Annotated in this window: 22 protein-coding genes; 9 read left to right on the forward strand and 13 right to left on the reverse strand. The window is 66.4% G+C overall.

Translation table 11 applies throughout. The features are described 5' to 3' along the window. Positions 1-89: 89 nt before the first annotated feature. The 7 genes from livH to DMO17_RS08730 all read left to right on the forward strand — a co-directional run bounded on the left by livH (position 90) and on the right by DMO17_RS08730 (position 6,389). A complete protein-coding gene (gene livH, locus DMO17_RS08700; RefSeq protein WP_110682096.1) occupies positions 90-1,013 on the forward strand; it encodes a high-affinity branched-chain amino acid ABC transporter permease LivH in 924 nt (307 codons plus the stop codon). Then, positions 1,013-2,269: a high-affinity branched-chain amino acid ABC transporter permease LivM gene (locus tag DMO17_RS08705; protein ID WP_110682097.1), complete on the forward strand. Its 1,257-nt coding sequence runs from the start codon at positions 1,013-1,015 to the stop codon at positions 2,267-2,269. The genes livH and DMO17_RS08705 overlap by 1 nt, the downstream gene beginning before the upstream one ends. Beyond that, entirely contained in the window at positions 2,266-3,033 is a 768-nt protein-coding gene (livG, locus tag DMO17_RS08710; RefSeq protein ID WP_110682098.1) for a high-affinity branched-chain amino acid ABC transporter ATP-binding protein LivG, read from the forward strand. Before DMO17_RS08705 ends, livG begins: the two co-directional genes overlap by 4 nt. Positions 3,034-3,035: 2 nt before the next feature. Beyond that, entirely contained in the window at positions 3,036-3,737 is a 702-nt protein-coding gene (locus tag DMO17_RS08715) for an ABC transporter ATP-binding protein (RefSeq protein WP_110682099.1), read from the forward strand. A gap of 226 nt (positions 3,738-3,963) precedes the next feature. Continuing rightward, positions 3,964-5,175: a serine/threonine transporter SstT gene (gene sstT / locus DMO17_RS08720; protein WP_110682100.1), complete on the forward strand. Its 1,212-nt coding sequence runs from the start codon at positions 3,964-3,966 to the stop codon at positions 5,173-5,175. Between the two features lie 90 nt (positions 5,176-5,265). Further along, positions 5,266-6,018 (forward strand): carbon-nitrogen hydrolase family protein, encoded by a 753-nt coding sequence (locus tag DMO17_RS08725; protein WP_110682101.1) that lies wholly within the window; start codon positions 5,266-5,268, stop codon positions 6,016-6,018. Positions 6,019-6,041: 23 nt separating this feature from the next. After that, positions 6,042-6,389: a hypothetical protein gene (locus tag DMO17_RS08730; RefSeq protein WP_110682102.1), complete on the forward strand. Its 348-nt coding sequence runs from the start codon at positions 6,042-6,044 to the stop codon at positions 6,387-6,389. Here DMO17_RS08730 and DMO17_RS08735 read toward each other — a convergent pair. The 11 genes from DMO17_RS08735 to DMO17_RS08785 all read right to left on the reverse strand — a co-directional run bounded on the left by DMO17_RS08735 (position 6,383) and on the right by DMO17_RS08785 (position 15,283). Next, positions 6,383-6,775: a DUF488 domain-containing protein gene (locus DMO17_RS08735; RefSeq protein WP_110682103.1), complete on the reverse strand. Its 393-nt coding sequence runs from the start codon at positions 6,773-6,775 to the stop codon at positions 6,383-6,385. The genes DMO17_RS08730 and DMO17_RS08735 overlap by 7 nt on opposite strands. Continuing rightward, on the reverse strand, positions 6,772-7,089 hold the full coding sequence (locus DMO17_RS08740) for a DUF5629 family protein (protein WP_258371504.1): 318 nt from the start codon (positions 7,087-7,089) through the stop codon (positions 6,772-6,774). The genes DMO17_RS08735 and DMO17_RS08740 overlap by 4 nt, the downstream gene beginning before the upstream one ends. Positions 7,090-7,127: 38 nt before the next feature. Then, positions 7,128-8,495 carry an ATP-binding protein gene (locus tag DMO17_RS08745; protein WP_110682105.1) on the reverse strand — a complete coding sequence of 456 codons (1,368 nt, stop codon included), beginning with the start codon at positions 8,493-8,495 and terminating at the stop codon, positions 7,128-7,130. Continuing rightward, positions 8,492-9,154 carry a response regulator gene (locus DMO17_RS08750; protein ID WP_110682106.1) on the reverse strand — a complete coding sequence of 221 codons (663 nt, stop codon included), beginning with the start codon at positions 9,152-9,154 and terminating at the stop codon, positions 8,492-8,494. Before DMO17_RS08750 ends, DMO17_RS08745 begins: the two co-directional genes overlap by 4 nt. Positions 9,155-9,163: 9 nt before the next feature. Beyond that, a complete protein-coding gene (locus tag DMO17_RS08755) occupies positions 9,164-9,808 on the reverse strand; it encodes a tetratricopeptide repeat protein (protein WP_110682107.1) in 645 nt (214 codons plus the stop codon). After that, positions 9,805-10,602, reverse strand: coding sequence for an SDR family oxidoreductase (locus tag DMO17_RS08760; RefSeq protein WP_110682108.1), 798 nt, complete (start codon positions 10,600-10,602; stop codon positions 9,805-9,807). Before DMO17_RS08760 ends, DMO17_RS08755 begins: the two co-directional genes overlap by 4 nt. Beyond that, positions 10,589-11,266, reverse strand: coding sequence for a TenA family transcriptional regulator (locus DMO17_RS08765; RefSeq protein WP_110682109.1), 678 nt, complete (start codon positions 11,264-11,266; stop codon positions 10,589-10,591). Before DMO17_RS08765 ends, DMO17_RS08760 begins: the two co-directional genes overlap by 14 nt. 8 nt (positions 11,267-11,274) lie before the next feature. Next, positions 11,275-12,747, reverse strand: coding sequence for an AMP-binding protein (locus tag DMO17_RS08770; protein WP_110682110.1), 1,473 nt, complete (start codon positions 12,745-12,747; stop codon positions 11,275-11,277). Beyond that, the gene (locus DMO17_RS08775) at positions 12,737-13,414 is read right to left on the reverse strand and encodes a thermostable hemolysin (RefSeq protein ID WP_110682111.1); all 678 of its coding nucleotides are present in this window, start codon (positions 13,412-13,414) and stop codon (positions 12,737-12,739) included. Before DMO17_RS08775 ends, DMO17_RS08770 begins: the two co-directional genes overlap by 11 nt. Before the next feature lie 85 nt (positions 13,415-13,499). Continuing rightward, a complete protein-coding gene (locus DMO17_RS08780; protein WP_110682112.1) occupies positions 13,500-14,138 on the reverse strand; it encodes a YceH family protein in 639 nt (212 codons plus the stop codon). A gap of 59 nt (positions 14,139-14,197) precedes the next feature. Beyond that, on the reverse strand, positions 14,198-15,283 hold the full coding sequence (locus DMO17_RS08785) for a diguanylate cyclase (RefSeq protein ID WP_110682113.1): 1,086 nt from the start codon (positions 15,281-15,283) through the stop codon (positions 14,198-14,200). 132 nt (positions 15,284-15,415) lie between these two features. Between DMO17_RS08785 and DMO17_RS08790 the strand changes: the two genes are divergently transcribed. After that, positions 15,416-16,087, forward strand: a complete 672-nt coding sequence (locus tag DMO17_RS08790) for a COG3650 family protein (RefSeq protein WP_110682114.1) — start codon at positions 15,416-15,418, stop codon at positions 16,085-16,087. A gap of 59 nt (positions 16,088-16,146) precedes the next feature. Next, the gene (gap, locus tag DMO17_RS08795) at positions 16,147-17,148 is read left to right on the forward strand and encodes a type I glyceraldehyde-3-phosphate dehydrogenase (RefSeq protein ID WP_110682115.1); all 1,002 of its coding nucleotides are present in this window, start codon (positions 16,147-16,149) and stop codon (positions 17,146-17,148) included. 41 nt (positions 17,149-17,189) lie between these two features. Here gap and DMO17_RS08800 read toward each other — a convergent pair whose 3' ends face one another. Next, positions 17,190-17,531 (reverse strand): tryptophan synthase subunit beta, encoded by a 342-nt coding sequence (locus DMO17_RS08800; protein WP_110682116.1) that lies wholly within the window; start codon positions 17,529-17,531, stop codon positions 17,190-17,192. Positions 17,532-17,599: 68 nt separating this feature from the next. Next, a complete protein-coding gene (locus DMO17_RS08805) occupies positions 17,600-24,919 on the reverse strand; it encodes a DUF5801 repeats-in-toxin domain-containing protein (protein WP_181418756.1) in 7,320 nt (2,439 codons plus the stop codon). Positions 24,920-24,942: the final 23 nt, after the last annotated feature.

The raw sequence follows: 24,942 nt of genomic DNA on the forward strand, positions 1-24,942 counted from the left end.
CGCGAGCAGTGGGCTTTGTTTTATCGAGTTTTCCGGCCATCCGTCGCGTCACAAGCGCCGCTTTACGGACCGCGCCGAGGAGTTAGGTAATGCCTGAGCTCTATCACTACCTGCAACAGCTGGTTAACGGTCTGACCGTTGGCAGCACCTATGCCCTGATCGCCATCGGCTACACCATGGTCTACGGCATCATCGGCATGATCAACTTCGCCCACGGCGAGGTGTACATGATTGGCTCGTACGTGGCCTTCATCGTCATCGCCGGGCTGACCATGATGGGGCTGGACAGCCTCCCCCTGCTGATCATCGGCGCCTTCGCCGCCAGCATCATAGTCGCCAGCGCCTACGGCTACAGCATCGAACGGGTGGCCTACCGGCCGCTGCGCGGCAGCAACCGCCTGATCCCGTTGATCTCGGCCATCGGTATGTCGATCTTCCTGCAGAACGAAGTGCTCCTCGCGCAGGATTCGAAAGACAAGGCCATTCCCAACCTGATCCCCGGCAACATCGTGTTCGGCGAGAGCACCATGAATGGCGTGGTGATCTCCTACATGCAGATCCTGATCTTCGTCGTCACCTTCCTGGTGATGTACGGCCTGACCATGTTCATCTCCAAGTCCCGCCTCGGTCGCGCCTGCCGCGCCTGCGCCGAGGACATCAAGATGGCCAACCTGCTGGGCATCAACACCAACAACATCATCGCCCTGACCTTCGTCATCGGTGCCACCCTGGCCGCCGTGGCCGCGGTGCTGCTGGGCATGCAGTACGGCGTGATCAACCCGCACATCGGCTTCCTCGCCGGCATCAAGGCGTTCACCGCCGCCGTGCTCGGTGGCATCGGCAGTATCCCGGGCGCCATGCTCGGCGGCCTGGTGCTGGGCGTGGCCGAGGCCTTCGGTGCCGACATCTTCGGTGACCAGTACAAGGACGTGGTGGCCTTCAGCCTGCTGGTGCTGGTGCTGCTGTTCCGTCCGACCGGCATCCTCGGCCGTCCGGAGGTCGAGAAAGTATGATGACCAAAAACCTCAAGACCGCCTTCTTCAGCGCCCTGCTGGTGCTGGCCGTGGCCTATCCGGTGCTCGGCCTGAAGCTGACCACCGTCGGCATCAAGCTGGAAGTGCACGGCGCCAGCCCGGCCGTGCTCTGGACCATCGCCGCGGCGGCCGTGGCCATGTTCTTCTGGCAACTGTTCCGTGACCGCATCGGCAGCGCCTGGGCCAGCGTACCCAGCATGCCGAAGGTGCCGGCCAGTACGAGCAACTTCCTCACCCTGCCCTCGACCCAGCGCTGGATCATCCTCGGCCTGATCGTGGTCGCCCTGGCCTGGCCGTTCTTTGGCAGCCGCGGCGCCGTGGACATCGCCACCCTGATCCTGATCTACGTGATGCTCGGCCTCGGCCTGAACATCGTGGTCGGCCTGGCCGGCCTGCTCGACCTGGGTTACGTCGGCTTCTATGCCGTGGGCGCCTACAGCTATGCGCTGCTGTCGCACTACTACGGCCTGGGCTTCTGGGAATGCCTGCCGATCGCCGGCCTGATGGCCGCCTTCTTCGGCTTCATCCTCGGCTTCCCGGTGCTGCGCCTGCGCGGCGACTACCTGGCCATCGTCACCCTCGGCTTCGGCGAGATCATCCGCATCCTGCTGCGCAACATGACCGAGGTCACCGGTGGCCCCAACGGCATCAGCAACATCGAGAAGCCGACCCTGTTCGGCCTGTCGTTCGAACGCCGTGCCGCCGAGGGCATGCAGACCTTCCACGAGTTCTTCGGCGTCGCCTACAACTCGATCAACAAGGTGATCTTCCTCTACCTGATCGCCCTGCTGCTGGTGCTGCTGACCCTGTTCGTGATCAACCGCCTGCTGCGCATGCCGATCGGCCGCGCCTGGGAAGCGCTGCGCGAAGACGAGATCGCCTGCCGCGCGCTGGGCATGAACCCCACCGTGATCAAGCTGTCCGCCTTCACCCTGGGTGCCACCTTCGCCGGTTTCGCCGGCAGCTTCTTCGCCGCGCGCCAGGGCCTGGTCACCCCCGAGTCCTTCACCTTCATCGAGTCGGCGATCATCCTCGCCATCGTCGTACTGGGTGGCATGGGCTCGCAGCTCGGCATCATCCTCGCCGCCGTGGTGATGATCCTGCTGCCGGAACTCGCCCGCGAGTTCAACGAGTACCGCATGCTGATGTTCGGCGCCCTGATGGTGCTGATGATGATCTGGCGTCCGCAGGGCCTGCTGCCCATGCAACGCCCGCACCTGGAGTTGAAACCATGAGCCGCCCGATTCTCGAAGTCAGCGGGCTGACCATGCGCTTCGGCGGCCTGCTGGCCGTCAACAATGTCGCCCTGACCGTGCAACCCAAGCAGGTGGTGTCGATGATCGGCCCGAACGGCGCCGGCAAGACCACCGTGTTCAACTGCCTGACCGGCTTCTACCAGCCCACCGGCGGCGTGATCCTGCTCGACGACGAGCCGATCCAGCACCTGCCGGGCCACAAGATCGCCCACAAGGGCGTGGTGCGCACTTTCCAGAACGTTCGCCTGTTCAAGGAAATGACCGCGGTGGAGAACCTGCTGGTGGCCCAGCACCGCCACCTCAACACCAACTTCCTCGCCGGCCTGCTCAAGACCCCGAGCTTCCGCCGCAGCGAGAAGGCGGCCATGGAGTATGCGGCGCACTGGCTGGAAGAGGTCAACCTCACCGACGTGGCCAACCGCCCGGCCGGCACCCTGGCCTACGGCCAGCAGCGCCGCCTGGAGATCGCCCGCTGCATGATGACGCGCCCGCGCATCCTGATGCTCGACGAGCCGGCGGCCGGCCTCAACCCCAAGGAAACCGAGGACCTCAAGGCACTGATCGGCATGCTGCGCGACGACCACGACGTCACCGTGCTGCTGATCGAACACGACATGCACCTGGTCATGAGCATTTCCGACCACATCTACGTGATCAACCAGGGTACCCCCCTGGCGGACGGCACGCCGGAGCAGATCCGCAACAATCCGGACGTGATCAAAGCCTATCTGGGGGAGGCGTAAGCATGCTGAGTTTCAACAACGTCTCCACCTTCTACGGCAAGATCCAGGCCCTGCACGACGTAAGCATCGAAGTCGAGAAAGGTGAAATCGTCACCCTGATCGGTGCCAACGGCGCCGGCAAGTCGACCCTGCTGATGACCCTGTGCGGCAACCCGCGCGCGTCCAGCGGCAGCATCCGCTACATGGGCGAGGAACTGGTCGGCCAGGAATCCTGCGACATCATGCGCAAGAGCATCGCCGTGGTGCCGGAAGGCCGTCGCGTGTTCGCCCGCCTGACCGTCGAGGAAAACCTGGCCATGGGCGGCTTCTTCGGCAGCAAGGCAGACAACCAGGAGCAGCTGGACAAGGTCCTGCACCTGTTCCCACGCCTGAAAGAGCGCTTCGAGCAGCGCGCCGGCACCATGTCCGGCGGCGAACAGCAAATGCTCGCCATCGGCCGCGCGCTGATGAGCAAGCCCAAGCTGCTGCTGCTCGACGAGCCGTCCCTGGGCCTGGCGCCGATCATCATCCAGCAGATCTTCGACATCATCGAACAGCTGCGCAAGGATGGCGTGACCGTGTTCCTGGTCGAGCAGAACGCCAACCAGGCGCTCAAGCTGGCCGATCGCGCCTATGTGCTGGAAAACGGGCGCATCGTCATGCAGGGCACCGGCGCCGACCTGCTGGTCGACCCCAAGGTGCGCGACGCCTACCTCGGCGGCTGATGTTCGTGGCTCGAATGAAAACGGCCCCTCGCGGGCCGTTTTCATTTGCCCAACTGACGGAAGGCGGACAGCCACCGCCACGAGCCATTAGAATCGCCGCCTTGTTTTTCTCCTGCGCCTGTCGCGACCCGACCGGCCCACGAAAACCGGTAGCCGCCAACCCGGCCTGCCGCCCAACGGGATCTCGCCCATAGGCCCGCCCGTCGAATCACAGGAACCTCCACCCATGCTCCTTCGCCCCCTCCTAGCACTGCTCAATCGCACCAGCCTGGTCCTGCAGATCGCCATCGGCCTGGTCGCCGGCATCCTGCTGGCCCTGCTCCTGCCGCAGGCCACCGATGAAGTCGGCTTCCTCGGCACCCTGTTCATCTCCGCCCTGAAGGCCGTGGCGCCGGTGCTGGTGTTCATCCTGGTGGCCTCGGCCATCGCCAACCACAAGCCGGGCCAGCCCACCCATATCCGCCCGATCCTGCTGCTGTACCTGGTCGGCACCCTGGCCGCCGCCATCGTCGCGGTGCTCGCCAGCAGCCTGTGGCCCTCGACCCTGGTGCTCAGCGAGGCGGCCAGCGGCAGCACCCCGCCCGGCGGCATCGCCGAAGTGCTCAAGACCCTGGCACTGAACGTGGTGGACAACCCGGTCAACGCCCTGCTCAAGGGCAACTTCGTCGGCATCCTGGCCTGGGCCATTGGCCTGGGCATCGCCATCCGCCACGGCAGCGAGACCACCCGCGCGATCTTCGCCGACCTGTCCCACGGCGTGACCCTGATCGTCCGCGTGGTGATCCGCTGCGCCCCGCTGGGCGTGTTCGGTCTGGTCGCCACCACCTTCGCCGACGCCGGCCTCAAGGCCCTGGCCGGCTATGCCCAGCTGCTCGCCGTGCTGATCGGCTGCATGCTGTTCGTCGCCCTGGTGGTCAACCCGCTGATCGTGTTCAGCCAGATCCGCCGCAATCCCTACCCGCTGGTGTTCACCTGCCTGCGCGAGAGTGGCATCACCGCCTTCTTTACCCGCAGCTCGGCGGCCAACGTGCCGGTCAACCTGCAGCTGGCCGAGCGCCTGGGCCTGCACGAGGACACCTACTCGGTGTCCATCCCGCTGGGCGCCACCATCAACATGGCCGGCGCCGCCATCACCATCAGCGTGCTGACCCTGGCCGCCGCCAATACCCTGGGCATCGCCGTGGACATGCCGACCGCCATCCTGCTCTGCGTGGTCTCGGCGGTGTGCGCCTGCGGCGCCTCCGGCGTGGCCGGCGGCTCGCTGCTGCTGATCCCGCTGGCCTGCAGCCTGTTCGGCATTCCCGCCGAGGTGGCCATGCAGGTGGTGGCCATCGGCTTCATCATCGGCATCCTGCAGGACAGCGCCGAGACCGCGCTGAACTCCTCCACCGACGTGCTGTTCACCGCCGCCGCCTGCCTGGCCCGCGACAAGGCCTGACAGCAGCGCTGCAAAGCAAGCCGCCCGCGAGGCGGCTTTCTTTTGCCTGCGGATTGGTTAACCCTAAGCACTCGTTCAAGAGCCCTGCCCATGCCCAGTCTCTGCCTAGCCGCCGCCCAGAGCTTGTCCATTCCCGGCGACCTGGCCGCCAACATCGAACGCCACTGCGCCTTCGTCCATGCGGCAGCGGAGGCCGGCGTCGAGCTGCTGCTATTTCCCGAGCTGTCGCTGAGCGGCTACGAGCCCGAACGGGTCGCCAGCTGCGTGGTCGACCCGGCAGGCCCGGCCCTGGCTCCGCTGCGCGAACTGGCGCAGCAGAAAAAGATGATCCTGATTCTCGGCGCGCCGCTGGCCAGCGGCAGCGAGCGTCCGCATATCGGCGCCATCGTGCTGTTCCCCGATGGCAGCCATGCCACCTACCACAAGCGCCATCTGCACCCCGGCGAGGAACGCTGGGCCAGCGCCGGCGACGCCGCGAGCTGCAGCTTTGCCCTCGGGGCCGAGCGCTGCGCCCTGGCCATCTGCGCCGACACCGGCCATGCCGAACATGCCGCAGCAGCGGCGGCGACCGGTGCCTCGCTGTACCTGGCCGGCGTGCTGATCTCGAAGCAGGGCTATGCCACCGACAGCGCCACCCTGCAGGGGCATGCGGCCCGGCATGGCTTCGGCGTACTGATGGCCAACCATGGCGGCCCCTCGGGTGGATATGCGGCGGCCGGGCGCAGCGCGTTCTGGGATGCGCGCGGGCAGCTGGTCGGCGCCACCGAGGGCCCTGGCGAACAGCTGCTGATCCTGCGCGGCCAGCCCGACGGCGCCTGGAGTGCGCAACGACTCACCCCATGAAACCCCGGAAAAGGATCTTTCCCATGCACAAGTTCCGACTCGCCCTGCTGCTCTCGCTGCTCGCCGGCACCGCCCATGCCGGCTGCGGCGAGGGCCGCGGCACCTGTTACTACTACAAGAAAGGCGAATTGCAGAGCCAGGGCGCCTGCGCGGTGACCACCTGCGCGGCCACCGACCAGTACTTCTTCACCCACTGGGACTGGGACAGCGGCAACAAGGTGCGCATCGACTGGGACACCAAGGCCCAACAGCTGCTGGTCAACGGCAAGCCGGGCTACAGCCTGGTGCTGCCCTACAAGGACGAGAAGATGATCTGCTATGCCGTCGCCGGGAGCGACGAGCTGGTGTGCAACGATTCCGGCAACTACTGATCGGCGTAGCACACCGGCGAGCTGGGCGGCCCGCGCCGTTCCAGCTCCTCTTCGAGGAACTCGGCCAGCACCCGCGCGTTGTTGTGCCGCTCGTCGCGGGCGGCGAACAGCAGGGTCAAGTCGCCCTTGCCCGCCCGCTCCAGCAGGCCCTGCCAGCGCTCGGGATGGGCCGCCAGCTCAGCGCGGTAGAGCCGGCGGAACTCGTCGAACAGCGCCGGATCGTGGCAGAAGCCCTTGCGCAGCGTCTCCGACGGCGCCACTTCCTTGAGCCAGGCATCCAGCGCCAGGCTCTCCTTGCGGCAGCCGCGCGGCCACAGGCGGTCGACCAGCACGCGCGCGCCATCCTCGGCCTCGACCGGCAGGTAGACGCGCTTGCAGCGGATCACAGCTGCTCGGCCTCCTCCGGCGCGTCGTCATCGTCGTTGTCGGCGCTGATCGCGCCCAGGCAGATCAGCTCGTGGCTGCCGGAGGCAGTCGCGATGCGCCAGCTGTCCGGCACCTCGCCGGCCACGGCGGCGGCCACCTCCGCCGCGCTGAAATCCCACACGCGGCGGGTACGCCCGTCCATGCACTCGACGCGCAGCTGCAGCTGCTCGCCACGGGCCTGCTCGTGCAGGTCGAACTGCCAGGCATGCAGGCCGTCGATCAGCAGCATGTCGGCGCGCTGCAGTTCCTGCAGCAGGTTGGGGGTATCGCTCATGGCGCTCATCCACTCGAAATCCAGGCCGGCATGATACTTCAGCCGAGCCTGGGCAGCGCCAGGGTGGCCTGCAGCCCGCCGCCGTCGCGGTTGGCCAGCTGGATGTCGCCACCATGGCGGCTGGCGATGGTCTGTACGATGGCCAGGCCGAGGCCGGCACCCTGATGATCGCCGCGACTGAAGAAGCGCGAGAAGACGTGCGGCAGGTCCTCGGCGGCAATCCCCGGGCCCTGGTCCTCGACCCGCAGCAGCACGCGCTGCGCATCGCCCTGCAGGAGCACGCGCACCCGGCCGCCGGCCGGCGAGAAGTTCACCGCGTTGGTCACCAGGTTCTGCAGGGCGATGCCCAGGCTGCCGGCGTCGCCGCGCACGCGGAAGTCGCCCTCGCCCGCCTCCAGGTCCAGCTCCAGACCCTGCTTGAGCACCCAGGGGGTCAGTTCGGCCAGGGTTTCGCGGGCCAGCGCCCGCAGATCGAGCGGCTCCAGGCTGTCCGCCGGCAGCGCCGGCTCGACCCGGGCCAGGGTCAGCAGCTGGTTGACCACGCGGGTGGCGCGGTCGATGCCGCCGACCAGGAAGCCCAGCGAGTGCCGGCGCGTGTCCTCGTCGTCCGCCTGCAGGGCGTTCTGCACGTGCACGCGCAGCACCGCCAGCGGCGTGCGCAGTTCGTGGGCGGCGTCGGCGATGAAGCGCCGCTCGCGCTCCAGTACCTGATCGATCTGCGCCAGCAGGCGGTTGAGCGCGGCCTGCATCGGCGCCAGCTCGCTGGGCAGCGGCTCCAGCTGCAACGGCTGCAGCGAGTCGGCGTGCCGCGCGCGGATCACCGCCGCCATGTTGCGCAGCGGTGCCAGGCCCCAGCCAATGGCCCACCACAGCAGGGCAGCGAGGATCAGGCTGCCGACCAGGGTCGGATACAGGGTGTGGCGGACGATGCTGGTCACCAGTTCGCGGCGCACGTCGTCGCGCTCGCCGGTCCAGATCAGCAGGCCCAGCTCGTCGTCGCGCAGGGTGAAGCCGCGCCACTGGTGGCGCTCGACGAGCAGGTCGGCGAAGCCCGGCGTCAGCGGCGGCCCGGCCAGCTGCGGCGCGCTGGCGCTGCGCACCAGGACCTCGCCGGCATCGTTCCAGGCCTGGAAGGCCAGCTTGCTCTCGTAAGGGTGCCCCGGCTTGCGCTGGCCGGCCTGGGCCAGGGCCGCATTGAAGGCGGCATAGAGGCCGGCGCGCTCGCCGTCCTGCACCGGCGTGCGCATCACCCCCTGCAGCAGGCGCGCGGTATGGGCCAGCTGGGCGTCGTAGATTTCCTCGACCTCGTGGGTACTGTCGAAGTAGTTGAACAGGGTCACGGCCAGGGCACCGAGCAGCATCAGGCTCAGCACCAGGGCCAGGGTGCGGCGGCGGATGGAGATCACGACTGCTCCTCGACCAGATAGCCGACGCCGCGCACGGTGCGGATCAGGCCGCTGAACAGCTTCTTGCGCAGGTGGTGGATATGCACCTCCAGGGTATTGCTCTCGGCCTCCTCGTCCCAGCCATACAGCGACTGGGCCAGGCGCTCGCGGGTCAGCACCTTGCCCGGCTGCGACAGCAGCTCGTGCAGCAGCAGGTACTCCTTGGGCGTCATCGGCACGGCGCGGCCCTGGTAGGTGACCTGTTGCGAGGCCGGGTCGAGGCACACCCCGGCATGCTCGATGCGCACCTGGGCGCGCCCGGCGCTGCGGCGCAGCAGCGCGCGCAGGCGGGCCTTGAGCTCGTCGAGGTCGAAGGGCTTGACCAGATAGTCGTCGGCACCGGCATCCAGGCCGGCGATGCGGTCGCCGGTGGCGTCGCGCGCAGTGAGGATCAGCACCGGCAGGGCCGAACCGCTGGCCCGCAGCTGGCGCAGCACCTGGAGGCCATCCAGGCGCGGCAGGCCGAGGTCGAGGACCAGCAGGTCGAACTCCTCGCTGAGCAGCGCGTGCACGGCGCTGGCGCCATCCTCCAGCCAGTCCACCGTGTAGCCTTCCTGGCGTAGCCCCAGGCGCACGCCCTCGCCCAGCGCCCTGTCGTCCTCGACCAGCAACAGCCGCATGTAGCCCCCTTAGTCCAATTCCTGGTTCACCGCCTGCAGCAGCTTCTCGATCTCGCCGCGCCGGCCCCGGTCGGCCAGCTCGCGCCCCGCGCGTGGCGGTGCCTGCAGCGCCTGCTGCAGCGCCTCCCGGGCCTGCGCGTACTGGCCCTGACGGTACAGGTGGTCGCCCCAGAAATACAGTGGGTCGATGCCCGTGGGGTTGATGCGCAGGGCCTGCTGCAGCAGCTCCTGCGCCTTGTCCTCGTCGCCGAAGCCGATCGGCCAGCCCGGCACCCGGTCATACAGGGTGCCCAGGCTAGTGTAGGCCGAACCCTGCAGGGCCTGGGGATCGAGGGCCAGGCCCTGCTCCAGGAAAGCCCGTGCCTGCTTGGCCTTGCCCAGGGCGCCCAGCCCGCCTTCGGCACCGGCCCAGCTGCTGGTGACGATGCCGCGCCAGATCCAGGCCTCGGCGGCCTGCGGCTGCTCGCGGGTGAAGGCCTCGCTGGTGGCGGCCAGATGCTCGAAGGCCTTGGCCCGCTCGGCCTCGGGCAACTCGTACTGGATCTGTGCCCAGCGCGTCTGTACTTCGCGCAGGCGCTGACTGCCGGCCTCGTCCAGGGCCCAGGCCGGCAGGCTCAGGGCGCAGGCGAGCAGCAAGGTGAGCAACTTGTTCATCGGGGCATCTCCTTGTGGGTGAATTTCTGGATCAGCGGCAGCTGCTTGCGCAGCGCGCGGTCGACCAGGCCGGGGAACAGGCCGTTGAGGCGCACGAAGAAGCGCTCCGGCCAGCCCAGATAGAGCTCGCTGCGGTCCGCCTCGATGGCGGCGATCACTGCGGCGGCGACGTTCTGCGGCGGGTCCATGGCGACTTTCAGCGCGCTGTTCAGCGCCACCGCCTGGCTGCTGTTCATCGGCGTGCGGGTGGCGCGCGGCGCCACGTAGAGCACGCCGACGCCGGTGTCCGCCAGCTCGCGACGCAGCGCCTCGGAGAAACCGCGCAGGGCGAACTTGCTGGCGCAGTAGGTGGCGTAACCGGCATAGCCGATGGAGCCGTAGATCGAGCCGACATTGACCAGCAGGGCCTGGCGCTGCTGGCGCAGCAGCGGCAGCAGGGCGCGGGTCAGCTGCACGCTGGCGACCAGGTTGAGGCCGAGCATCTCGGCGATCTCCTGATCGCCCAGCTGCTCGAGCATGGCGAAACGGTTGACCCCGGCCGCGTTGATCAGCAGGTTCAGCCCGCCCAGGCCGCGCGCGGCCTCCACCACCGCCTGGCGCCCGGCCGCCTGGCTCAGGTCAGCCTCGATGCGCCGCAGCTGCTGCGGGTAGCGCCGCGCCAGCTCGTCCAGCGCGCCGCCCTGGCGGGACACGGCGAGCACCTGGGCACCGCCGGCGCAGAGCCGCTCGGCCAGCGCCAGGCCGATGCCGCCGCTGGCGCCGGTGAGCAGCGCGCGGCACTCAGGCAGTCGCATGCTGCACCTCCGGCACCGCCCGCGGCAGGCCACGGAACATGTCGGCATAGAGGCGGTAGACCACCTTGCTGACGTGGATCACCGCGGCCTTGTCCTCCTCGCGCTGCAGCTGGTTCATCAGGTTGCGGTAGTGCTGCATGTGGCCGATATCCAGCGCGCCGTGGGAGAACAGGTAGCTGAAGGCCTCCTTGGGCAGGCCCAGACGGTTCTGGATGGTGCCGGCGGCCTGGGTCGCCAGGGCGATGCTGGTGCCCTCCAGCACGTTGACCATGCCGAACAGCCCCACCGGATTGCCACGGGCGATGGTGTCGTACAGGTAGCTGACCATCAGCTCGATGGCCTGGCTCGGTTGGCCGTTGCGCACCGCCTCGGCATCGCCGCCACAGGCGCGGATGTCATCGAGGATCCACTGCTCGTGGCCGTACTCCTCGTCGATGTATTCGCATACCGCCTTGCGCAGCCACTCCATGCCGGCCGGCAGGCGCGCGCCGCAGGCCATCATCAGCGGCACGGTGTGGCGCACGTGGTAGTAGGCCTGGGTCAGGAAGGCGATGTAGCCCTCCAGGCTGACCTGGCCGGCGATGGCCTCGCGGATCACCGGCACGCCGAACAGGGCCTCGCGCTCGGTCTGGGTGGCGGCTTGCAGTTCGTCGAAGAAATTCATGGGGGACCTCATACGGGTTGCGGTTCGTGAAAAAGCTCGCGGTAGCGCGCCAGGATGGCATCGCGCCGGGGGCGACCATTGGCCGTGAGCAGGCCATTGGCCGGTGTGAAGGGTTGTTCCAGGCGGCGCCAGCGGCCGACCCGGGCGTAGTCCGGCAAGCCGGCGTTGGCCTGCTGCACGGCGGTCTCGATGGCGGCGTCGCTGCAGGCCGGGTCGAGTGGCCAGAGCAGCGCCAGGTTGTGCGGCAGGCCCTCGCCATGCACGAAGGCCTGGGCCAGCACGCCGTTCTGGGTCAGCTCGGCCTCGACCCACTCGGGATTGACGTTGCGCCCGAAGCTGGTGACGAACTGGTGCTTCTTGCGCCCGCGCAGGTACAGGTAGCCGTCGGCATCGAACTCGCCGAGATCGCCGCTGGGCCACCACTCGCCGGCGAACGGCGGCTCGCCCAGATAGCCGAGCAGCACCGGGCCGGCCACCAGCACTTCGCCGTCCTCGGCCAGGCGCACGCGCACATGCGGCAGCGGCCGGCCGACACTGCCGGGGCGGTTGGCGCCGGGGCGATTGAGGCAGACCACCGAGGCGCATTCGGACAGGCCGTAGCCCTGGTACACCGGCAGGCCCAGCCTGGCGGCACGGGCCAGCAGCTCGTCCGCCACCCGCGCGCCGCCGACGGCGACGAAGCGCAAGCCACTGGCCGGCACGGCGCCACGTTCGATGGCGCTGACCAGGCCGAGCAGCAGCTGCGGCACCAGGATCAGGCTCTGCGCCCCGCGCGCCATCAGCATGCCGAGCAGGCGCGGCCAGTCCACCCCGCTGGCACCCTGGATGCCCAGCTGGCGCTGCGACGGCAGGCTCAGGGTAGCGCCGGCCAGCAGCGCCGCGTAGCAGCCGAGGTTCTCCAGCAGCACGGCCAGCGGCAGCACCGCCAGGTAGTGTTGTGGCGCCGTCGCGCGGCTGGCCGCCTCCAGCTCGCCGGCGACCCGCAGCATGGCCGCGGCGCTCAGACACACGCCCTTGGGCGTGCCGGTGGTGCCGGAGGTGTAGGTGATCTTCGCCGTGCCCGGCGGCAGCTGGACGGCTGCGCCCGGCTCGTTCAGACGCCAGAACTGGCCATCGGCGTGGAAGCCACAGGCACGCAGCTCCTCTTCCATGCCAGCAGCCTCGCCGAGCACCAGGCTGGCGCCGCTCTGGCGCAGGCAGTGGGCACGCTGGGCCGGGCTGAAGAACGGCGGCAGGATCACGCAGGCGCTACCGGCGAACAGCCCGGCCAGGTCCCAGAGCAGTGCCTCGGGACCGTTCTCCAGGGCCAGGGCGAACACCGCGCAGCCCTGCTGGCGCAGCAGTTGCTCGCGCCGCTGCACCTCTTCCCACAACTCGGCGTAATCCACCCGTTGCTCATCGCCCCACAGCGCCAGGCGCCCGGGCTGGCGTTCGGCATGGTCGCGCAGGCTGTCTTTCAGGCGTTGCAGTTCAGGCTGCATGGGGCGCCTCCGCACAGGGCAGGAGAAACCCCAGGCGCTGCAGCACGCCCTGCTCGCACAGCTGGCGGTAGCCGAGCTGGATATTGCCGGCGAACACCTGCGGGCGTTGCTCGTAGTACTGGCCCCAGGCATGGCGCTGCTCGCCCAGGCGCTGCGGGTCGGCCTCGCACAGGCGCAGCGGCGCCAGGCCGAGGCGGCGGAAACTGTTGATCAGGCCGGCGGCGCCGGTGAACACCACCCATTGCAGGCCACGGCGGGCCAGCAGGCAGGTCATGGCGATGATGATCAGGCGCGCGTTGCCGGGGCTGCTGGCGGCCAGGTTGCCGACCTCGACGATTTCCCGGCGTTCCACCGGGCGCTCGGCCAGGCGGGCGATCACCTGCTCCACCGGCTGTTGCAGGTACTGCTCGAGAAACAGCGCCTCCTGCTGCGCCAGGCGCGTGCCACAGACCGCAGTCAGCTCATCCTGCGCCGTGTGCAGGCCGAACAGCTCGGGCATGAAATGGCTGATGCGGGCCCCATGCGCCGCACTGAAGCGCTCACGGACGAAGGCCTCGAAGAGGTCGCGCTGGGCGTTGGCAGGGGTCGCCAGGTTGATGCTCGACTGGCCCTGCGGATCGCTGCCGAAGTGCAGCGGGAAAGCGTTGTTCCACTCGGATTGACTCATCGGACTCCCTCCACGGGCGGGTTCGTGGAGGGGAGTATCGGCAGCGAGTCTTAACGAATCCTGAAGCCGGGCCAGCCCGGCGCGATCAGCCTTCCAGGCGCGCCAGGCGCTCCTCCAGGGCGGCCACGCGGGCCTCCAGCTCGGCGATGCGGCTGTCGTCGCCGCCGCGCTGCGCCGGAGCCTCGGCCTGGCGCGCGGCCAGCAAGGCGTCCAGGTCGGCTTGCTCGCCGAGCAGGTGCATGTAGCGGTCCTCGCGCTGGCCGCTCTGGCGCGGCAGCAGGCAGGCCAGTTCGCGCGCGGCCAGGCGCTCCAGCTGGTGCTGCACCTCGGCCACGTCATCGAACTGGAACAGGCGGTTGCTGCGGGTCAGCAGCTCGCTGAGGGTCTGCGGGCCACGCAGGAACAGCAGACCGAGCAGCGCCTGCTGCGGCTTGACCAGCTCCAGGGCCTTGTCCACCCGGTGCTCCCAGCGGTCGGCGCGGCCGCCCATCACCAGGCGGGTCAGGCCACGCCCTTCCAGGGCGCGCAGGGCCTGGCCGACTTGGCCTTCGCTGAGGTTCATCAGCGGCTCGCGGCTGGTCTTCTGGTTGCAGGCCAGCACCAGGGCATTGACGGTCAGCGGGTAGGTTTCCGGGGTGGTGGCCTGCTTCTCGATCAGGCAGCCGAGGATGCGCACCTCGGTGGCATTGAGCGGCTCGCGGGGGCTGGCGGCTTCACTGGTCATGACGGTATCCACGCATGGCAAAGGTCCATAGCCTGACACGCCGGCGGCGGCCTGGGAACTCAGGCGCCGGGATAGACTTGTTGCTGGCTGTCCTCGGGAGTCGGCGACTCGCTGGCCGTCACCACCTGGTTGCGCCCGCGACTCTTGGCCAGGTACAGCGCCCGGTCGGCATCCTTGAGCCAGTGCGCGGCGTCCAACTGGAACGGGCTGTAGCCGGCCAGGCCGATGCTGAGGGTGATGCGCAGCCCTGGTGCCAGTTCGCTGCGCACCTCGCCCAGTTCCTGGCGCAGCCGCTCCATCACTTCTCCGGCCAGCACCGGCGGCGTATTGGGCAGGATCACGCAGAACTCGTCGCCGCCATAGCGCCCGGCCAGGTCCTCGGCGCGCAGGCTCTGCACCAGTTTCTCGCTGAGCAGGCGCAGCACGCTGTCGCCGACCAGGTGGCCATGGCGGTCATTGATCTCCTTGAAATGGTCCACGTCGATCAGTGCCACGGTGGCCCGCTGCTGGCCCTGGCGACAGCGATCGAATTCATGGTGCAGCAGATCCTTCCAGTGGCCGTGGTTGAACAGCCGGGTCAGGCTGTCGGTACGGCCGGCAGCACGCAGGGCCTGCTTGTGCTCGGCCAGCTTGATGCTCAGGTTGTAGCTGACCCAGCCCAGGGCCAGCGGATAGAGAATCAGCATCGGCAGGCAGGCGTAGAGCTGCACCATGCTGGTGTCCGGGCTGAAGGCCGGCCCCAACAGCAGCATCGACAGGCCGCCACCAGCCAGCATGGCCAGGCTGCCCTTGAGGAAGAAACGCCCGCCGCCGGCGGCGATGTTGTTCATCGCCATCATGGCCAGGATGGTCACGCTGGGCAGCACGTTGAACGCCATGGTCGCGGTCCAGAAACCGCCGAACAGCGAGTCGACCAGCAGGTTGCGGCGCTCGGCCTGGAACGGCGAGGCCGCGCGCCGGGCGACCTGGAAGGCCAGATGCGGCCAGAGAAAGCCGTTGAACAGCAGCAGCGCCCAAAGCCAGGGCGCCGGCTCGAGCGGCCAGAGGCCGGCCGCCACGCAGAAGAAACCGATGCCCAGGCCGATGCAGCGGGGCAAATAGATACGCCTGGCGAACGACAGGCCTGAGCCAGTGCTTCTATCCATGTTCACACTCGGAAAGGTCTTGTCTGGAGGATGGCCGCATGCTCGCGACTATACAAGTTTGCCGCATGTTTCCAGCCTTGAGCTGAGCGGGCGCGGTGGGTAAGTTGGCACCCTGACCGCAAGGAGAGCCCCATGTCCAAAGCCCGCACCCTGCTGTTCGCCTTGCTGCCGCTGTTCGCCGGCTGCCAGATGTTCAGCGTGTACGAGAACAAGCCCGTCACCCCCGCCCAGCGCCTGCAGGGCGAGCTGGGTCTGGTCGACGGCCGCCTGCTGCTGCGCCCCTGCGGCGAGCAGCGCCGCTATGCCGTGATCAACGAGGGCGACAGCGACATCGCCCGCGAAGCCGGCCAACTGCTGGCCGACGGCCACGACAGGCTGTTCGTCGACCTGCTTGGCACTCTGGGTTCGACCAGCGAGACCGGGCTGGATGGCGCGCTGCGCCCGACGCAGGTCTACCGCCTGCAAGGCGAGGGGCCCGGCTGCAATGAACCGGGCTTCGAGCGCCTGCTGCTGCGCGCCAACGGCCATGAGCCGGACTGGAGCCTGGGCGTCAGCGACCAGGGCCTGGTGCTGCTGCGCCCCGGCCAGCCGCCCCTGGCCCTGCCCTACCTGGAGGAGCAGCTGCCGGAAGGACGCTTCAGCCTCAGCAGCGAGGCCAATGGCCAGCGCCTGGAACTCTGGCTGGCGCCCCAGCGCTGCATGGACGGCATGAGTGGCGCGGTGCAGCATCTCAGCGCCGAGCTGCGCCTGAACGGCGAAGTACAACGCGGCTGCGCCTCCTTCGGCGGCGCGCGAAACCGCTGACGCGCAGGCGGCGAATGGGCCGCCTATGCTAAGGACAGACCCGCCAGTCGGAGACTGTCATGCTGCGTATTGCCCTGAATGGATACGGGCGCATCGGTCGCGCCCTGGTCCGTGCCCTGTTCGAGCGCGGACTGGAAAACCAGATTCATGTCGAAGCAATCAACGAAACCGGTGATTTCAAGACGCTCGCCCACCTGACCCGCTTCGACTCCACCTTCGGCCGCTTCGCCGGCCATGTCGGCCTGCACGAGGATGTGCTGCAGGTCCACGGCCAGTCGATCCGCCTGTTCGGCGAGAAGGAAATCCCCAAGCTGCCCTGGAAGCAGCTCGCCGTAGACGTGGTGATCGACTGCACCGGGCGCCTGAAGAAGCGTGCGCTGGCCGAGCAGCATCTGGCCGCCGGCGCGCCACGGGTGCTGCTTTCGCACCCCCTGGATACGGCCGACCTGACCGTGGTCTATGGCGTCAACCACCAGCTGCTGGGCAACCAGCAGATCGTCTCCAACGCCTCCTGCACCACCAACTGCCTGGCCCCGCTGGCTCAGGTGCTGCATACCGCGGTGGGCATCCGCCAGGGCCTGATGACCACGGTGCATGCCTATACCAACGACCAGAACCTGCTCGACAAGACCCACAACGACCTCTATCGCGCCCGCGCCGCCGCGCTGTCGATGATTCCCACCAGCACCGGCGCGGCCAAGACCATCGGCCTGGTCATCCCCGAGCTGCACGGCCGCCTGGATGGCATGGCGGTGCGGGTACCGACGGCCAATGTGTCACTGCTCGACCTGACTTTCGGCAGCGAACACCCGACTAGCCGCGAGGCGATCAACGATTGCCTGCAGCGCGCCGCGCGCCAGCTGCCGCTGGGGGTGATGGAGTGCAACGACCTGCCACTGGTATCCAGTGACTTCAATGGCTACCCGGTGTCCTGCGTGGTCGACCTCAACCACACGCGGGTGCAGGGCGACAACCTGGTCAAGGTAATGGCCTGGTACGACAACGAATGGGCCTTCGCCAACCGCCTGCTGGACGTGCTGCTGGCCTGGTTGAGGCCTTAGTGCTGTGGAGTAGGGCTACACCGCGCGCGGTGTAGCTCACCTCAGATCAGATGGTGCTCGTCGTCGCCGAGCAGGCCGCTCAGGCCCTCGATCTCGGCACGGGTCACCGCGCGCTGGTCCAGCTTGCGCCGGGCCGCCTCGGGTAGGTCGGTGTAGCGAATCACGCCTTTCTGTACCAGGGCGACGACCACGTCCTCCAGCACCCGAACCAGCTCCAGGTCCGACTCCTTGAGGCTGGCCAGGCGCTCCTTGACTTCTTCGCGAGCCGTCAGCCAGTTGTGCAGCTCCTCGCTCTCGACCGCCAGGGTCTCCGTCATGCCCTCGAACGGATCGTGCTCCACCCGCAGCAGCCGCCCTTCCCCATCCCTCTGCACGTACACCATGTGGCTTCCTCCAGGCATAAAAAAGCCCGCTACCGGTAAGGGTAGCGGGCCCATGCCCATGTCACCAATCAGGCGACTTGCAGAGCATTGTCTCCAAGTAGTCCATTGATCACGGTAGCGGTATCCGCACCAGCGGAGATGATGCCACCACCGCCGGGAGTGACGCCGTACTCGACAGCCACATTGAAGCCGTTCAGCTCGATGCTTGTAGTAGGCGCACCCGCCCCTGTGGGTGCGATCGATATCACCGTGCTGTTATCGACTATCGAGAAGCTGAGGAAGTCGTCCAGCGACCCGGCGTTGTAGCTCTCGCCGACCAGCAGCTGGGTGAGATCCAGCTTGTCGCCCTCGCTCGGCTTGAAGTCCAGCACCTTGTCGGCACCCGTGGTATCGCCCGCCAGCCAGCGGAAGGTATCGGCACCTGCACCGCCGGAAAGCAGGTCGTTGCCGAGACCACCAATCAGGATGTCGTTACCATCCCCACCGGATAGCGCATCGTCGCCTGCCAGGCCGCTCAGCGTATCGTTGCCGCCGTTGCCAAACAGGTAGTCGACCGAGGCAGTTCCCGTCATGACATTGTCCCCGCTGGTGCCCTGAACACTGGTAGAGGCGGGATACAAGGTGGCCTGGATGGCACTGCTGACCGAATCATCATCGCCATCAGTGCCAGTCACCGGATGCAACAGGCTGATTGGCTGTTGCACAGAGGTCTGCGAGTAGCTGAAGAAGCCCAGCGAGAAGTCCTCGCCATTGCCACCCTGGACATGTACGGCACTGAAGGAGGTAGCCGAATCGATCTGGAAGGTCCAGCCATCTCTCATGTCGCTGACAGAGATCGAATTGCCGAGGTCAAGCAGCGTCACCGATGCTGTTACATCGACTCCTGATGCGTTGAACACCTTGATATTGCTGGTGGCCAGGTTTACCTGCGTCTCGCCGACATCAGAGAGGCCGAACACATCATCGTTATCTGCCACTATGGCAGTAATGATCAATATGGCCTCATTGCTCGCGCCACCCTTGACGAAGATTTTCTGCCGGTAGGTATTGGCCAGATTGTGGGTGCTGTACGTGAAGCCGGTGGTTCCTCCTCCCGTAGCGACCAGGTTGTTCACGAAGTCGAAGCGGATACGCTCGCCGGTGTCGATCCACTGGTTGGAGATGCCGATGTCGTCGCTGTCGCTATTGATACTGCCGCCAGCCGTCGTGGTGGATATCAGCACGTCCTGCGAGGTGCCACCGATATCGATCAATCCCTTGTAAGCGACATTACCCGCACCGACACCCGTCAGATTGGTGGCGGACACGAAGGAACCATTGGATATCGGCCCATAGGTGGTCAGCGTATAGGAGTCGCCACCCGGATTGATGTCGATGGTGTAGCCGACGACATTCGCCGCGGTCTTGGCCACCAGTTCGGTATTGTCGGCGCCGTACTGCAGGTACAACTGCTGGCCATTGAGCTTGAGCAACTGGCCACCGGCATCCCTGGCCTCGGTTCCTGCCGTGAAGTTGAACACCACATTGCCGACACCATCCCCACCTGCAGAGTTGGCGAAGTTCAGCCCTGCTGTAACTGTGTGGGTATTGGCATCCTGATCGACCAGCAGCGCCCTGACCGGAGTAAAGGCGATCGGCACATCATCCTCGACATCGATCAACAGCGAGCCAGCCAGTGGCAGCGGATTCACTCCATCGGATGCCGCCAGGGCGCCAGTCAGATCCAGCGTCAGCCGCTCATTGTCATTGTTGTTGTCGTTCGGGTGATCTATCGGGCCCTTCAGGGTAAAGGTGTATGCACCGTTGCTCTGGAGCTTGAGGGTGAAGATCTCCAGCGAGCCTGCCTTGGCCGTCATGGTGTCGCCAAGGAAGCTGTAGGTGATGGCCACACCACCCGAGGTCAATGCCGGCATTCCGCTGGGCGTAGTGTCCAGGCTGAAGGTTGCCGAGTTCGTTCCGACCAGCAGCTCAACCACGCTGCCAGAGACCACAGTGGTCTGCGCATCGTTGTCGGTGATACCGCCAGGCAGCTCATCTTCATCGACCGCGCCGGTTACCGGTGCGGTGTCTTCGACATGCACCGACAGCGTTGCACTGGCGTGATCGCCATCACCATCGACGATGGTATAGACGAAGCTCTCGGTCACATCAGCATTGATTTCCAGCCCGAAACTGTAGGTGTAAGCACCGGTCAGGAAGTTGACCTTGAGAGTTCCCCCCGCGTCTGTCGTCAACGTCAGCATGTTCGTAACCGCGTTGTACTGCGCAGAGGCCGTGGTATAGGTCACACCATCATGCTGGATCGAAACTATCGGCAATGCACCAGGGCCGTCGGCTCCAAAGCCACCGAGTCCTCCCGATACGCCCTCACTGATCAGATTTCCGCTCACCTGCGGAATCACCACTGTGCCGGTGAGAACCGCCGCCAGCTGCGACAGGTCGGTCACCACCACCCCATTCATCTCGGCACCGGCACCGAAACCATCGTAGGCCACCGGATTGAGCTGCGCCTGATCGGCGGCCCCACCCATGCCTAGGGCAAAGGTCTTGATGTCGTTGGTGTTGAGGAAGGTTTCCCAGGCCACTTCCTCCGGCGCATTGATGCCATTGGCACCCGTACCGACCACACCAGGCCAGTTGCTGGAAGTCGTGGGCAGGCCATCCGACAGGAAGTAAGCCACGTTCTGCCCACCGACGATTTTGCCGGGGGAAGCAAAGGCATTCATCGCTGTCAGCAGCGCAGCATCGTAGTTGGTCAGACCATCGCCGAAGGTGTTCGACAGCCCGTTGATCAGCGTGATTGCCTGGTTAGCCGTCAGCCAGATCTCACCCGAACCGCTCAGGTTCGAAGTGGCGGAAGCATTGAAGGCCACCATCCGCACCATCACATCGCCGAAGCCGTCGTAGGCGTTGATCAGCTGGGTAATGGCATTCTTGGCAAGCGCCAGCTTGGTGCTGAAACCTGCCACACCGGGGCTGTCGTCCATGCTGCCGGATACATCCAGGACAATCAGCAGATTGGTATCGACCGAATTGATCTCCAGCAACTGCTTGTGGATGTCTTGCGGCAGAGACGGACCATCATCGTCAAAGCGAATCTGGCCCGACACATCCACTTTCGTGCTCTTCACCGTGTCGTTGTCACCATCTTTCAGGGTGACCGTCACACCCAGCGAGTTGGTGGCCAGTGCCAGGGTCTCGTCGTAGCTGTTGTAACCATTGGCTGCAGTGGCTTCGGCCGGGTGATCCAGCGACAGATACTGCTCGACCGTCACCACGCCCGTGCTGCTGTTGATCTCGATGGCAAAGGCAGCCTGACCGGCAAAGGCGCCGCCCACCACCTGCCCGACCACCACGCCATTGGCCAGCAGCACCAGGTTGATGGCCGAGCCATCGGTCAGGGTCAGGCCCGAGTTGGCATTGTTCACCTCCAGAGTGAACACCTTGCTGCCCGCCGCCGGGCCGTCGGCGCCGTAGGTCTCGGTGGTCACATTCACCACGGCGCCTGCGCTCACGGCCTTGCTGATGTAGCCGCTGCCCGCCACATCCGGGTCATTGCCCTTGGTCACGGCCAGGGTATTGATGCTGGCCGCACCACTCGGACCGCTCTCGTCCAGCCCGACCAGCACGTTGCTGGCCACGGCAATCGCCACGCTCGGACCATCGTCGTCGAAGCGCACCTGGCCCGAGATATCCGCCGTCGCACTGGTCACCGTGTCGTTGTCACCGTCTTTCAGGGTGACCGTCACGCCCAGCGAGCCGCTGGCCAGCGCAATCGCCTCGTCATAGCTGTTGTAACCATTGCCAGCCACGGCTTCTGCCGGGTGATCCAACGACAGGTACTGCTCGACCGTCACCACACCCGTCGTGCTGTTGATCTGGATGGCAAAGGCAGCCTGGCCGGCAAAGGCACCGCCCACCACCTGCCCGACCACCACACCATTGGCCAGCAGCACCAGGTTGATGGCCGAGCCATCGGTCAGGGTCAGGCCCGAAGTGGCATTGGTCACAGTCAGGCTGTAGACCTTGCTGCCTGTGGCAGCCGGACCGTCGGCACCGTAGGCCTCGGTGGTCACGTTCACCACGGCACCGGCGCTAACGGCCTTGCTGATGTAGCCGCTGCCAGCCACATCCGGGTCATTGCCCTTGGTCACGGCCAGGGTATCGAGGCTGGCCGCACCACTCGGGCCAGTCTCATCCAGGCCCACCAGCACGTTGCTGGCCGCAGAGATCGCCACATTCGGACCATCGTCGTCGAAGCGCACCTGGCCCGAGATATCCGCCGTCGCACTGGTCACCGTGTCGTTGTCACCGTCTTTCAGGGTGACCGTCACGCCCAGCGAGCCGGTAGCCAGCGCAATTGCCTCGTCATAGCTGTTGTAACCATTGCCAGCCACGGCTTCTGCCGGGTGATCCAACGACAGGTACTGCTCGACCGTCACCACACCCGTCGTGCTGTTGATCTGGATGGCAAAGGCAGCCTGACCGGCAAAGGCGCCACCCACCACCTGCCCGACCACCACACCATTGGCCAGCAGCACCAGGTTGACGGCCGAGCCATCGGTCAGGGTCAGGCCCGAGTTGGCATTGGTTACTACCAGGCTATAGACCTTGCTGCCCGCCGCCGGGCCATCGGCACCATAGGCCTCGGTGGTCACATTCACCACGGCGCCTGCGCTCACGGCCTTGCTGATGTAGCCGCTGCCGGCCACATCCGGGTCATTGCCCTTGGTCACGGCCAGGGTATCGAGGCTGGCCGCACCACTCGGGCCGCTCTCGTCCAGCCCGACCAGCACGTTGCTGGCCACGGCAATCGCCACATTCGGACCATCGTCGTCGAAGCGCACCTGGCCCGAGATATCCGCCGTCGCACTGGTCACCGTGTCGTTGTCACCGTCTTTCAGGGTGAGCGTCACGCCCAGCGAGCCGCTGGCCAGCGCAATCGCCTCGTCATAGCTGTTGTAACCATTGCCAGCCACGGCTTCTGCCGGGTGATCCAGCGACAGGTACTGCTCGACAGTCACCACGCCCGTGCCACTGTCGATCTGGATGGCAAAGGCGGCCTGGCCGGCAAAGGCGCCGCCCACAACCTGCCCGACCACCACGCCATTGGCCAACTGCACCAGGTTGATGGCCGAGCCATCGGTCAGGGTCAGGCCCGACGTGGCATTGGTCACCGTCAGACTGAACACTTTGCTGCCGGCAGCCGCCGGGCCATCGGCGCCATAGGCATCAGTGCCTACAATCACCACGGAACCGGCACTCACGGCCCTGCTGATGTAGCCGCTGCCGGCCACATCCGGGTCATTGCCCTTGGTCACGGCCAGGGTATCGAGGCTGGCCGCACCACTCGGGCCAGTTTCATCCAGGCCCACCAGCACGTTGCTGGCCGCAGAGATCGCCACATTCGGACCATCGTCGTCGAAGCGCACCTGGCCCGAGATATCCGCCGTCGCACTGGTCACCGTGTCGTTGTCACCGTCTTTCAGGGTGACCGTCACGCCCAGCGAGCCGGTAGCCAGCGCAATTGCCTCGTCATAGCTGTTGTAACCATTGCCAGCCACGGCTTCTGCCGGGTGATCCAACGACAGGTACTGCTCGACCGTCACCACACCCGTCGTGCTGTTGATCTGGATGGCAAAGGCAGCCTGACCGGCAAAGGCGCCACCCACCACCTGCCCGACCACCACGCCATTGGCCAGCAGCACCAGGTTGACGGCCGAGCCATCGGTCAGGGTCAGGCCCGAGTTGGCATTAGTCACTACCAGGCTGTAGACCTTGCTGCCGGCAGCCGCCGGGCCATCGGCACCATAGGCCTCGGTGGTCACATTCACCACGGCGCCTGCGCTCACAGCCTTGCTGATGTAGCCGCTGCCGGCCACATCCGGGTCATTGCCCTTGGTCACGGCCAGGGTATCGAGGCTGGCCGCACCACTCGGGCCACTCTCGTCCAGCCCGACCAGCACGTTGCTGGCCGCAGAGATCGCCACATTCGGACCATCGTCGTCGAAGCGCACCTGGCCCGAGATGTCCGCCGTCGCACTCGCCACTGTGTCGTAGTCACCGTCTTTCAGGGTGACCGTCACACCCAGTGAGCCGGTAGCCAGTGCAATCGCCTCGTCATAGCTGTTGTAAGCATTGCCGGCATTGGCTTCGGCCGGGTGATCCAGCGACAGGTACTGCTCGACCGTCACCACGCCCGTGCCACTGTCGATCTGGATGGCAAAGGCGGCCTGGCCGGCAAAGGCGCCGTCCACAACCTGCCCGACCACCACGCCATTGGCCAACTGCACCAGGTTGATGGCCGAACCATCGGTCAGGGTCAGGCCCGAAGTGGCATTGGTCACAGTCAGGCTGTAGACCTTGCTGCCCGTGGCAGCCGGACCGTCGGCACCGTAGGCCTCGGTGGTCACGTTCACCACGGCACCGGCACTCACAGCCCTGCTGATGTAGCCGCTGCCGGCCACATCCGGGTCATTGCCCTTGGTCACGGCCAGGGTATCGAGGCTGGCCGCACCACTCGGGCCAGTTTCATCCAGGCCCACCAGCACGTTGCTGGCCGCATTAACCACCACACGCGGACCATCGTCCTCGAACAGGAAGACCCCGGCCACACCCAGATCGAACGAGGCGCTGTCGCTGTCACCGTCGCCATCCGTCACCGACTGGGTCAGCAACAGAACGCCCGCATCCAGTTGCAGCACTTCGCTGTCGTCCGGATCAATGGTGTCGTCGTGCCAGATATTGTCCAGCAGATTGAGCGTCACCGCTCCGGAAACCGGGTCAATGGTCAGCGTGAAGTAGTCGTGATCCCCTACGCTACCCGTGATCACATTACCCACCTGGTTGAGCAGGATCTCTGCCCCCTTGCCTGAGGGCAGGGCCGGATCCACGGCGAACAGGCCACTAGGTACATCATCAGCCAACAGGTCGAGGCTATAGACTGTGCTGTCTTCAACTGCCGGACCGTCCGCGCCAAAGCTGCTGTCAAATTGCGACTGCACGACCGCCGCGCTCAACACCGCGGATGAAATGCCATCCGGGTAGGCACCACCCAGAGCGACCAGGCTCTCGTCCACAGTGACGGTGCCCAGTTCACGCGGTTGCTGGTTCAGCCCAGCAACGGGAACGTCATCCTCGACATCGATCACGAAGCTGCCCGGCGGGAAGCCGCCTAGCAGCGGGTCGCCATCGCCATCGGTGGCCGCCAGAACGCCAGAGAAGTCGATCGGCAGGCCTTCGTCATCACTCAGCAACTCGCTGTCATCGCCATCGGGTTTCGGATGGTCGATCGGCCCGAGCAGGGTAAAGGTCCAGCTGCCGTCGCCGTTCACTTGCAGGCTGAACACGTCATAGTCACCGGCTTCGGTACCCTCGACGTAACCCACCAGCACTCCGCCGTCCATGCGGT

Origin of the sequence: Aquipseudomonas alcaligenes (assembly GCF_003205495.1) — a bacterium.
Classification (GTDB): Bacteria; Pseudomonadota; Gammaproteobacteria; order Pseudomonadales; family Pseudomonadaceae; genus Aquipseudomonas; species Aquipseudomonas alcaligenes_B.

What these genes read in the sequence shown, in the direction of transcription:
- DMO17_RS08715 (WP_110682099.1), top strand. Translation starts at nt 3,036, where the DNA reads ATGCTGAGTTTCAACAACGTCTCCACCTTCTACGGCAAGATCCAGGCC.
- DMO17_RS08760 (WP_110682108.1), bottom strand. Translation starts at nt 10,602, where the DNA reads ATGCGACTGCCTGAGTGCCGCGCGCTGCTCACCGGCGCCAGCGGCGGC.
- DMO17_RS08775 (WP_110682111.1), bottom strand. Translation starts at nt 13,414, where the DNA reads ATGAGTCAATCCGAGTGGAACAACGCTTTCCCGCTGCACTTCGGCAGC.
- DMO17_RS08750 (WP_110682106.1), bottom strand. Translation starts at nt 9,154, where the DNA reads ATGCGGCTGTTGCTGGTCGAGGACGACAGGGCGCTGGGCGAGGGCGTG.
- DMO17_RS08770 (WP_110682110.1), bottom strand. Translation starts at nt 12,747, where the DNA reads ATGCAGCCTGAACTGCAACGCCTGAAAGACAGCCTGCGCGACCATGCC.
- DMO17_RS08780 (WP_110682112.1), bottom strand. Translation starts at nt 14,138, where the DNA reads ATGACCAGTGAAGCCGCCAGCCCCCGCGAGCCGCTCAATGCCACCGAG.
- DMO17_RS08800 (WP_110682116.1), bottom strand. Translation starts at nt 17,531, where the DNA reads ATGGTGTACGTGCAGAGGGATGGGGAAGGGCGGCTGCTGCGGGTGGAG.
- sstT (WP_110682100.1), top strand. Translation starts at nt 3,964, where the DNA reads ATGCTCCTTCGCCCCCTCCTAGCACTGCTCAATCGCACCAGCCTGGTC.
- DMO17_RS08785 (WP_110682113.1), bottom strand. Translation starts at nt 15,283, where the DNA reads ATGGATAGAAGCACTGGCTCAGGCCTGTCGTTCGCCAGGCGTATCTAT.
- DMO17_RS08790 (WP_110682114.1), top strand. Translation starts at nt 15,416, where the DNA reads ATGTCCAAAGCCCGCACCCTGCTGTTCGCCTTGCTGCCGCTGTTCGCC.
- DMO17_RS08730 (WP_110682102.1), top strand. Translation starts at nt 6,042, where the DNA reads ATGCACAAGTTCCGACTCGCCCTGCTGCTCTCGCTGCTCGCCGGCACC.
- livG (WP_110682098.1), top strand. Translation starts at nt 2,266, where the DNA reads ATGAGCCGCCCGATTCTCGAAGTCAGCGGGCTGACCATGCGCTTCGGC.
- DMO17_RS08705 (WP_110682097.1), top strand. Translation starts at nt 1,013, where the DNA reads ATGACCAAAAACCTCAAGACCGCCTTCTTCAGCGCCCTGCTGGTGCTG.
- DMO17_RS08740 (WP_258371504.1), bottom strand. Translation starts at nt 7,089, where the DNA reads ATGAGCGATACCCCCAACCTGCTGCAGGAACTGCAGCGCGCCGACATG.
- DMO17_RS08755 (WP_110682107.1), bottom strand. Translation starts at nt 9,808, where the DNA reads ATGAACAAGTTGCTCACCTTGCTGCTCGCCTGCGCCCTGAGCCTGCCG.
- gap (WP_110682115.1), top strand. Translation starts at nt 16,147, where the DNA reads ATGCTGCGTATTGCCCTGAATGGATACGGGCGCATCGGTCGCGCCCTG.
- livH (WP_110682096.1), top strand. Translation starts at nt 90, where the DNA reads ATGCCTGAGCTCTATCACTACCTGCAACAGCTGGTTAACGGTCTGACC.
- DMO17_RS08765 (WP_110682109.1), bottom strand. Translation starts at nt 11,266, where the DNA reads ATGAATTTCTTCGACGAACTGCAAGCCGCCACCCAGACCGAGCGCGAG.
- DMO17_RS08725 (WP_110682101.1), top strand. Translation starts at nt 5,266, where the DNA reads ATGCCCAGTCTCTGCCTAGCCGCCGCCCAGAGCTTGTCCATTCCCGGC.